Genomic DNA, 9,756 nt, shown 5'->3' with positions numbered 1-9,756 from the left:
ACCATCAGCTTCTCGGTCGCCGCCAGGTTGTAGATACGGCAGTCCAGATAGTGGTTCTGTTTGCCGGCCATCACGATCCACCGGCGATCCGGCATCCCGTGGACCATGCGGACTTCGATCGTCTCAGCGGTAGCCTGCTCGAACCAGTCGGGCGGCGTATCCTTCGAAAGATGAACCCGCCCGACCGGCACGATCTCCGGCGTCCCGCTCTCGATCGCGGCCGTGACCGCCTTCATCGTCGCGCGCAGGAAGCCGTACCAGCCGAGCTTCGCGTTGTACGTGCCGACGATGTAGGCCTTCTCGTCGCTGTTGCCCCGCGCCCGGCCAGCCTTGCGGCCCTGCTGCTCGTAGGCGATGGCCTCCCCTCGGCCAAGGATCGGCTTGCCCCAGCCGGAGCGGCCGAACACGGCGAGGCGGCGGGGCCGCTTCGCGCAATACGCCTGGGCGGCCGGAGTGTGGTAGCCGGCGTCGACGCATTCCCAGTCGATCGGGAACACCTTGCCGCCGGGGAACACCGTGCCGCGCTGCGAATACTCGTCGAGCGACCGCCACGCTCCCTCGCCGGGAACGTCGGTCGCCCCCGGCAGGAAGCGGGCATCCAGTTGCCAGCTTTCCTTGCGGGGGCCCCATCCGACCTTCTCGACGTAGACCCCGTCGCCCTGCACGTCGACGCCGAGCGTCACGACCAGCGGTCCGACCGGCATGCGGCCGATGCCCCAGTCCTGCTCGCGCAGGGTCATCAGCATCTCGTAGTCCGGCGTGTCGTTGGCGACCTCGAACTCGTAGCCACGCTTCAGGTTCGTCCAAGTCTTCAGCTTGGCGACGTCACCCTGCGCATCGCGGAAGCCGACCGCCATCTCGCCCCATGACTGGAACGTCGAAATCTCGCCGACCAGATGGAAGCCGCGCCTCCGACTGAGCGGCATCTTCGCGCGCAACGCCTGAAAGGCATCCTCAGCCAACACCCGCGGGACCTTCTCGCCATCGATCCGGTCGGACAGCCAACCATCCGGCAGCTTCATCTCCGCCTTGCGCCAGTGCTCGATCCTATCGACACCGCAGCAGGGCGGCACGAGATACGCATGCTCGTGCCCGTCGTCATCCCACTGGATGTCCGACCAGTCCGGCACGAACCGGTCGCCGCACGCGGGACACTTGAGGTAGTAGCGCCGACGGTCGCTCTTTCCGTAGGCCACGCCGATCTTGCTCGACCCCTTGATGGTCGGGGTCGAGATCTTCATCCGCTTCGACAGACCGCGCGAGCGCCACACCTTCAGGCGCTCGTCGATCATGCTCTCCGGCGAACCCTGCTTCTCCAGGTCGGACGGAAACTGATCCAGATCGTCCTCGACGGCGTAGCGCACCGTCCGCTGGCGAAGGTCAGCGGCGGAGTTTGCGCCGGTCAGCAGGATGTACCCGTTCGACCGACTGAACAGCACCTTCTGCGAGGTCGATCCGTCACCGTTCGCCAGACCTTGCGCGCGGATCGTGCCGCCCTTCTCCGGATTCAGCCGTGGCGATGCGGCGACCATCGGCCAGAACTTTTCCGCCGCCCAGCTCGTCGCCATCTTCAGCGTAGCCTGGACGAAGAGCACCGGGCCGGGCGCCAAGTCGCTGATGAAGCCCAGCCAGTTCTCCGCCGATGCAGAGCCGCCCGACTGGGCGCACTTCATGATGGCGACTTCCTCGCAGGGGTCCTGCGGAGACAGCGCATCCATGATCTCGACCAGCTCAGGCGCCGTGTCGTGGCTCCACTGGCCGGGGATCGCCGCGTCATCCGGAAAATACCGATGCTCGGCAGTCCATTCCGAAACCGTCAATCGCTCCGGCGGCTTCAGCGCGTCCGCCAACGATCGGTTCAGGCGGCGGACGTTGCGGCGAAGAACCCCGCCCGCCACCACACCGAACCGGTCATAGTCGAACACCATCAGGCTGCCTCCGCTGTCACCTCCTCGTCTTCGTCCTCGGCCTCGTCGAGCGCCCCACCGGCGACGGCCTTCGACAACGCGTTGAATGCCCGGTCCAGAGCTTCGTCGATCAGCGCCATGACCGCACGGGGCTCTCGCTCCGCTGCCAGCCGTTCGGCCTTCGATCGCAACTCCGACTGGATGCGCTCGCGAACCATCTGGCCGAGGGCCGCGACGCGGCGCTCCGCTTCCATGGCGGGCACGAGCTCGCGAGCGCGCGCCGCGTTCTTCATGCGCTTGTCGACGAGGTCTTCCTCGGCGACTTCCGCACGGACGCGGGCAAGGTTCCGTTCCTGCGACGCGACCGCCTCGGCAGGCCCGTCATCGAGCGCTAGGCTCGGCGAAGACCCGTCCTGCATCGCGGCGGTCGGCCGGCCACGGGTCGGATCGAGCCTTGCGTTGAGGCGGGCCTCTGTCCGGGCGGCATCGACCATCGTCCGGCCGTCCGCATCCTCGGCGAAGACGAGCAGGCCCGCCTTCTTCCAGTTGCTGACGGCCGACTTCCCCACGCCGCGGCGCTTCGCGAAATCGGCCTGTGTCAGCAGTTCGCCCATTGCCTCCTCGGTGCAAGACCCCGTGAACGGTTCAGTTCACGGAGTTCAAAAAGAAAAAACGGGTCTGAACCATGCGCCTCCGCGCTCAGCCACACCGCCGGCCCCGGCCGGCCCCGGGAAGAACCTATGCCCCCCCGGTCCTCGAAAGCATGAAGGGCGGCGAGACCGAAGCCGCGCCGCCCTTCATGTAGGTCAGGAGAGATGCAGAGCGCCGCCCGAAGGCCCGTCCCAGCGTGATAAGAATTAGGCCGTTTCCGCCCGATAGGAGAACAGGGAAAATTATCAGGCCTGCTGATTATCCGCATTGACACGCGAACCCCGTGCATTTCCGCCATTCTGCGCATCGCAGATCGCGGCGATGGCGCGGCGGTAGCGCATCCTGATCCCGTCAGCGCCGTGCGCCACGCCCATCTTCGTCATGATCTGGCGCCAGCCGATCTCCCGCTTGCCGCTCGCCAGCTGCGTGATCGCCAGCGCCAGCACCTTGCGGTCGTCCTCCGGCAGATCCTTAACCCAGGCGAACGCCTGCTCCATCTCCGCGATGTCCACCCGCGTCAGCGACGCCGGGCGCAGCGACACCTGCGAGCTGCTGGCATCACCGCCCCGCGCGTCGTAGTCGCCTGCCGACGTCTCGCGCGCGATCTCGGGCCACGCCGACCGGACGTGCAGCCATGCGCGCTCGCGATCCGACTGGCGCCAGCACGTCACCATCGCCTCCACCAGGCGGTCCTGCACCACGTCGAACGTCAGTTTGCCGATTGGAAGGAGGTGTCCTTCCAACGGAGAGAAGTGGTCGAGGGTATGTCCTTCCATTTTTCGGGGTCCTTCGTGCGCCAAGAATGGCGGATTTGCGTGAGTTTGATGTTCGGTGATGATCTGGAATGATCAGTTTGGAAGGAGTGGAAGGATAAATCAGGGTGGTATCGGGTGCGCGCATGCGCGGGCGCGCACACATGCGCATGAGGCAGGACCAAGCAAAGTCCTTCCACCTATTCCAATGCCGCAGAAATCCGCCATTTTCGTGCTTCCAATCGTGCTTCCGCGTGGAAGGACGTATCCTTCCATTCGCCGGTCAGAGCGGGACATCGTCACCATAGGACGGGCCGTAGTCGCCATAGCGGGGGCCGGGATCGTCCCCGGTCGCATCTGCGAAGTCGCCCACGTCCTTGGTCATCTCGATGTCCAGCCACTGGACGCCGTTCGAGGTCTTCTTCTCGAACCCGCGATCCTCCATGGCCTTGGAAAAGCCTTGTGGCTGCCACTCCGCCGCGCCCGTCGCCTTGGTCCAGGCGGTGAAGAGCGCGAACAGCATTGACGACTTGGAGCGCGCACCAGACACCGGTTTCGTGCACTCGTCAAGGAAGCGCCCGAGCTGATCGCTCTGCTCGCGATACTTCGCCGTCGCGGCCAGTACGCTCTCCGGCTCCACGAGCCCATTCTCGCGCCAGTCCAGCAGGCCCTCGATCATCCAGTTGAGGATGCCCGACTTCTCCTTGCGCAGCTTGTCGGGCAGCGTCCGGTCGACGTTCTCCTTGGCGATCTGGACGTCCCATGGGACGAGCATCACGCGCCGCCAGATGCCGTCGTCATGGCCGGTGATCTTGGGTTTGTGGTTGCCCGAGATCGTCACTTTGAACGACGGCAGAAAGCTGAAGAACCCCTTGTTGAGATGGCGCGCGTCGATCAGCTCGCCGCCCGTGATCAGCTTGATCAGCGCCTCCGCCAGTTTTGCGCCCTTCTCGGGCTCGGAGGTCCGGAGGAAGCGTATGCCCGGCAGACGCGCAAGGTCCGGAGTGGCCTCGCCGCCCTTGCGGCCGCGACCCTGATCGAGGAACGTCTCGATGCCCACGGACCCGCCATAGTCGCCAGCCACGTCGCTGCACGCGTCCACCATGGTGGATTTACCGTTCCGACCCTTGCCGTGATAGAACGCCAGCTTCTGCTCGCTGATGTCGCCGGTCAGGCTGAGGCCGTGCCACTGAGCAAGGAAACGCCGCGTCGCGGCGTCGGGCTGGACGGTATCGAGGAAGCCGTTGAACTCGACCCGCTCGGCTTCCGGATCGAAGTGGACGTTCGCGATCTTGCTGATGTGGTCGTTCGGATTGTGCGGCGTCAGGGAGAGACCCCATTCGTTGCTCTGGCCGACGAGCTCCAGCTTGCCGTCCCGCATCATCCAGCGCTCGCCCTGGCAGGTGAGCCGCAGCGTGCCGTTCTGGACGTTGATCGCCATGCGATCGGCATCCATGGCGTCGGCCTTGATGGCGACGTCGTCGAACGCCTTAACCAGATTGGCGATGCAGCCCATCCGGCTGGCACCCTCGCTCGATTTCGCATGGGCGCGCAGCGTCTCCGAGAAGTAGATCGGCACCTTGTTGTCGCCGCTCCCCCGCCAGCCGACGATATGGTCCAGCGCGGCCGCGCGTTCCTCGTCGCTCGCGTCGGCCGGCACCTCCTCGCGCAAGCCGCTGGCCTCGACGAAATCGGCCTCGTTCCGGATGGCTCGCACGGTGTCGTAGACGGCGAGGCTGACCTTGCCGGGCACCTTGTCCTTCTCCTCCGACAGCAGCTCCCACCGCTTGCCGTCCCACACAAACCATCCGAGCTCGTTGCAGAAGCGGAAACGCCATCCGTGCCGCGTCCTGAATCGCTCCGCATTGCCCAGATCGGTGAGCGAGTAGAAGGCGCACCGCCGATCGACTTCAGCATTCGCCGCAGGCGAAATCCTCTCCCCCACGCCCCCCGGAAGGGCCGGAGAAGGGGAGGTTCCTGAATGGAAGGAGACATCGCTTTCACCTTCCTCGCGGGGTGCGGGGCCGCTCATGCGATCAAGGTCGTCGGCGTAAGCCTCTGGAGGCGGCGTCGGGGGGATGGGGGATGATGATGTAGAGCGGTCGCTATCGCGCCCGCGCGCCTTTTGCGCGCCTACGGCGCTGAGATCGCGAGGCTTGGCGATGCCGTTCGTCAGGCCGTTCTCCACGGCATCCGCGTGCTGCTGGTAGGCGTGGGGATCGAACCCCCTGACGACATCGAGCAGCGACTGCCGCACCAGCGCCTCGCTGAGTGCGCCGGCGCCGACGAACTGGCCGAGATTGAAGGCCGCCCAGTACGCGCCCATGTTGCGCCCGCCATGCCGCCCGCCACCCTTGGGCGTCGCGGCCAACTCCTGCAACTCGTTGTCCAGCGCCTGCATGGCATAGCGCCGCGTCGAGGCGTCCACGTCGACGGCGAAGGCCGGCTCCCGTGGGGGGCGGGGCGGCACATCCGCCGCATGCTCGTGCTTGGGGGGCGTGCGCATGATCTCGACCAGCGCAGGCGGGCATGCCGCGATCTCCGTATGGTCGTGACCGAGCAGCCAGCGATAGTCGCCGGCTTCGTCCACATCGTTGCCGTCGAAATGGCTGGGCGGCGCGATCACGTAGCCGCCAAGGCCGCGCACATCGATGTGCTTGGGCAGGCTGCCGCTGTTCCCGATCGGCTCGCCGTCCGGCATCAGGAACCAGTGATGCTCGCCATCCGACCGCGTCAGCGACGTCAGGGTGTCAGGCAGCAGCTCGCCGTCCATCCGCTCGGCCAGCGCGTCCTTCAGCTGATCGAGCGTCCAGGTCTCCTGCCCGACGACTTCCTTCGTCTGCTTGTCGACGACGTCATACGTGCCCGGATCAAAGTCGATTACGATCAGCCCGGTCCGGCCGACCGCGATGCCGATCATTGCGCGCGGCCACTTTCGCCACCAGGCGCGGATCTGATCCTCGTCGGTGGTCGCCTTGGTGACGCCACCCGACCCCTTGATCGGCTTGCCATCGGCGTCCTTGTCACGCGGCAGCAGCGGCCGCTTCGTGCTGGGGTCGCATGGAAACACGGGCCAGCCACGGCGCGCGTAGGTAAGCGCCGCCTCAAGCAGAGACGACGAGAGTTCGGTAAAGGCCACGATTACGCCCCCGGATACTAGGAGATGCGGCAGGCGATCACCCGGCCTGCCAGCGGGGGCGCGTCAGCGCGCGCCCGTCAGAACGGAACGTCGTCGTCCAGATCGTCGCCAGCGAAGCCGCCACCACCGAAGCCCGATCCGCTGCTACCGCGATCCATGCCGGGGCCATCGGCGTGCCCCGAATAGTCGTGGCGCCCGGGATCACCCTGCGCCTTGTCGAGCAGCGTCAGGATGGAATTGAACGGCCCCAGCACGACCTCCGTCGAATATCGATCGGTCCCCGCCTGATCCTGCCACTTGCGGGTCTGGAGCTTGCCTTCGACATAGACCTTGCTGCCCTTGCGGAGATACTTCTCCGCGAAGCCGCACAGCCCCTCGTTCATGATGACGACGGAGTGCCACTCCGTGCGCTCCTTCTGTTCGCCCGTGCTACGATCCTTCCACCGCTCCGACGTGGCGATCCGCAGGTTCACGATCTTGCCGCCGTTCTGAAAACTACGGCTTTCCGGGTCGCGGCCGAGATTGCCGACGATGATGACCTTGTTGACGCTGCTCATTGCAATACTCCCGCAGGGCGCAGCCGAATGTTCAACCGCTGGACGCCGTCACTTGTTTTTGAAGGAATGCCGATGATGTTAAGATTTCGGCCGAAGATCTGCTGGCCCTGTGCAACGATCTGGTTCATCTCGCACCAGCGCTGGTAGTCGGCGATCAGAACCTTCATCTGCACCCGAGATCCGGGACAATGCTCGATCCGCTCCGACAGCCACGCCAGGATGCCGGCGTCAGGGTTATCGTCCGCACGGCGACATGACGCCGGGAGTGTTCCAGCGCTTAGATCCGGACCGCCCATCAGCGCCCACGCCCTCATGGCCTCGGCCTTGCCGTGCGTGCGCTGGATACGGCTCACCGACGCGGTCAGCTTGTGCATCGTGTCGATCATCTGCACCTGATCGCCCGTGAAGGAGATCGCGGGAACTGCGGTCAATGGCTCGGCGGGCGCTTCCGCAATGACCGGGGCGAGCAGCGCCGCCTCCATGCGGTTGAACGCTTCGATGTACCGTAGCTTCCACTGGAGCGCCTTGGGGCCGGTGAAGCCCATCGCCAGCAGCGCGAAACCGTCGCGATCCATATCAACGCGTCGATAATTGCGAACTCCGCCTCGGCCGGGACCGACGGGAGCCTGAAACAGTTGCGGTCCAAAATTGGACTGCAACTCCGGCGCGGCCTTTACGAGCTTGTCGATCGACCGCAACACATGCTGATGTTGCTTATCGAACGTCAGCGCGACGTCGCGGCTGTCGGCCACAACGCGCCCATCGAAAATCCTGACCAGTTCGCTCATGCCATCATCCCCAGCGCGCGCAGATACGTGTCCATGATCGCCTGCTTGGCGACCACGTCGTCCTTTTTCTGGCCGCGCAGCTTCATGATGCTCTTCAGGGCAGCCGCGTCGTACCCGCGCGACTTCGCCTCCGACCATGTGTCCTTGATGTCGTCGGCAATACCCTTCTTCTCCTCCTCCATCCGCTCGGCGCGCTCCAGCAGCAGCCGGATCTCGTCCGCTGCCACCGACCCCTCGTCGCTCCCGTTGTGATCGGCCGGCGCGATCGGCTCCGCATCCTCGGGCACGTAGAGAACGGTCCCGCCACCCGCCGGCCGCCCAACCCACCCGGCGCTGACGATCGCCTTCGTGATCGACTTGAGCGTGGGGTTCGCCGCCTTCAGGTGCGTCGGCAGGCGCTGCTGCACCTCGTCGAGGCTGATCATCTCCAACCCGACGAGGATCGCACCCACGGCCGCAGCGACCTGATGTTCCAGCTTCTGCTTCATGGCCGCCCCCGCGTCGCGGGCTGGCCGCAATGGTCGCAGACCTCCGGACCGTACATCGCGTCGAACAACGGCTTCATCCGCTTGCGCCAATCGCGCGCATACGCACGGCCCCGATCGCGCTCCTGCTGCTGCGACGTCATGCCGCACCGGCCAGAGCGAACAGGCCGCTCTGCTCTTCGTGGGCCTTGTCGAGGTTGCGCAGCGCCTGCGCATAGTAGGACGGCTTCAACTCGATCCCGAGCCCCTTCCTGCCCATCTGGGCCGCCACGTAGACCTCGCTGCCGATGCCGGCGAACGGAGACAGGACGACGTCGCCGGGGTTGCTCCACAGATCCACGCAGCGACGGATCACGCCCAGCTGCAACGGCGCGATGTGGCGCTCGTCGTTGTGGTCGCGCGCGGCCCGGTACTGGAGCGTGTCGCCCTGGTCGATGTCGTCCCACACCGGGTCCGCGTAGCGCTGCCAGATGGCGATCGACCGCTGGTCGCCCTCCATCGTCTGCGATGCGAGGATCGTCTGCGGATCGTCACCGAAATAGTGGTCGAACTGCCCGGCGACCGGCTCGGGATTGATCCCCGGCTTGTAGAGCGTGACGACATAGTCGGCGTAGCCCTGCCGGCTGCGACAGCTGTCCTTCTTCACCTGCTTGTGCAGCAGGCCGATGGCCTTGGTCCGCTGCATCGCGGTTACCGGGTCCTTGCGGATGCATACCCGGCTGTGGAAGATGAAGCCCGCCGCCTCCGCCGCGCGGATCAGGTCGCCGGGAAAATCCCACGTCCCGATGAACCCGTTGCGCGCCTTGCTGCGCGGCATGTCCATGCAGTGCATCGACAACAGTCGGCCCGGTTTCAGGACGCGATACAGCCCCTCCAGCACGAACGCGAAGTGGGCGAAGAATTCATCGTCGGTCCGGCAGTTGCCGAGATCCCGATCGCTGTTCGAATAGGTGTAGAGCGAGGAGAAGGGCGGGGAGAAGACCGAGAAGCCCACCGACTCGTCCGGCAGTTGCGCCAGCACCTCGATGCAGTCCCCGTTGTACAGCCCCCACCCGCGACCCTCGCGGAAATCCAGTGCCTCGATCATGCCGCCTCCATGAAGCTGGGCAGCGCCGTGCTGCGCCGCGTGTAGTCCGCCTTCTCCCGCACCACGGGCGCGGCGACGACGTCGGTGAACCCCGCCATGGCCGCGACCATGGCATCCTGCATGCGCTGGGCGTCCGCCTCCTTGCGCTTCAGGTTCGCCAGGACGGCCCCCTCCACGCGCGCCGCCACCAGGTGGGCGTCCACGGCATGGCCTTGGCCGAACCGCCAGAACCGTCGGATCGCCTGATACAGCTGCTCGAAGCTGTCGTTCAGCCCGACGAACGCCGTGTCGTGGCAATGCTGCCAGTTCATGCCGAAGCCGCAGATGGAAGGCTTCGTGACCAGCACGCGGATCTCGCCGCGTGCGAAGGCGCCAAGCACTTCCTCCTAG

The 9,756-nt window shown here is 65.7% G+C and carries 10 protein-coding genes; all 10 read right to left on the bottom strand.

The genetic code is table 11. The features are described from left to right. A partial coding sequence (locus tag Q0U08_RS13580) for a terminase gpA endonuclease subunit (RefSeq protein ID WP_298091922.1) occupies positions 1 to 1,928 on the bottom strand: 1,928 nt, incomplete at its 3' end. Continuing rightward, positions 1,928 to 2,521: a hypothetical protein gene (locus Q0U08_RS13575; protein WP_298091921.1), complete on the bottom strand. Its 594-nt coding sequence runs from the start codon at positions 2,519 to 2,521 to the stop codon at positions 1,928 to 1,930. The genes Q0U08_RS13575 and Q0U08_RS13580, both read right to left, overlap by 1 nt. 282 nt (positions 2,522 to 2,803) lie before the next feature. Beyond that, on the bottom strand, positions 2,804 to 3,334 hold the full coding sequence (locus Q0U08_RS13570; RefSeq protein ID WP_298091920.1) for a hypothetical protein: 531 nt from the start codon (positions 3,332 to 3,334) through the stop codon (positions 2,804 to 2,806). A gap of 259 nt (positions 3,335 to 3,593) precedes the next feature. Then, entirely contained in the window at positions 3,594 to 6,449 is a 2,856-nt protein-coding gene (locus tag Q0U08_RS13565; protein WP_298091919.1) for a phage/plasmid primase, P4 family, read from the bottom strand. 77 nt (positions 6,450 to 6,526) lie between these two features. After that, positions 6,527 to 7,006: a single-stranded DNA-binding protein gene (gene ssb, locus Q0U08_RS13560; protein ID WP_298091918.1), complete on the bottom strand. Its 480-nt coding sequence runs from the start codon at positions 7,004 to 7,006 to the stop codon at positions 6,527 to 6,529. Then, positions 7,003 to 7,794: a Rha family transcriptional regulator gene (locus tag Q0U08_RS13555; protein WP_298091917.1), complete on the bottom strand. Its 792-nt coding sequence runs from the start codon at positions 7,792 to 7,794 to the stop codon at positions 7,003 to 7,005. Before Q0U08_RS13555 ends, ssb begins: the two co-directional genes overlap by 4 nt. Next, positions 7,791 to 8,060 (bottom strand): DUF2312 domain-containing protein, encoded by a 270-nt coding sequence (locus tag Q0U08_RS13550; RefSeq protein ID WP_298091923.1) that lies wholly within the window; start codon positions 8,058 to 8,060, stop codon positions 7,791 to 7,793. The genes Q0U08_RS13555 and Q0U08_RS13550 overlap by 4 nt, the downstream gene beginning before the upstream one ends. A 218-nt stretch (positions 8,061 to 8,278) precedes the next feature. Then, positions 8,279 to 8,422, bottom strand: a complete 144-nt coding sequence (locus tag Q0U08_RS13545) for a hypothetical protein (protein ID WP_298091916.1) — start codon at positions 8,420 to 8,422, stop codon at positions 8,279 to 8,281. Then, positions 8,419 to 9,366, bottom strand: coding sequence for a DNA methyltransferase (locus tag Q0U08_RS13540; protein WP_298091915.1), 948 nt, complete (start codon positions 9,364 to 9,366; stop codon positions 8,419 to 8,421). The genes Q0U08_RS13545 and Q0U08_RS13540 overlap by 4 nt, the downstream gene beginning before the upstream one ends. After that, positions 9,363 to 9,746, bottom strand: a complete 384-nt coding sequence (locus tag Q0U08_RS13535; RefSeq protein ID WP_298091914.1) for a hypothetical protein — start codon at positions 9,744 to 9,746, stop codon at positions 9,363 to 9,365. The genes Q0U08_RS13540 and Q0U08_RS13535 overlap by 4 nt, the downstream gene beginning before the upstream one ends. Between the last annotated feature and the right edge of the window lie 10 nt (positions 9,747 to 9,756).

It is taken from the genome of uncultured Sphingomonas sp., assembly GCF_946477935.1.
In the GTDB taxonomy this organism is placed as follows: Bacteria; Pseudomonadota; Alphaproteobacteria; order Sphingomonadales; family Sphingomonadaceae; genus Sphingomonas.
The sequence above is the reverse complement of the archived record's forward strand: the minus strand, read 5'-3'. Positions and strand labels throughout refer to the sequence as shown.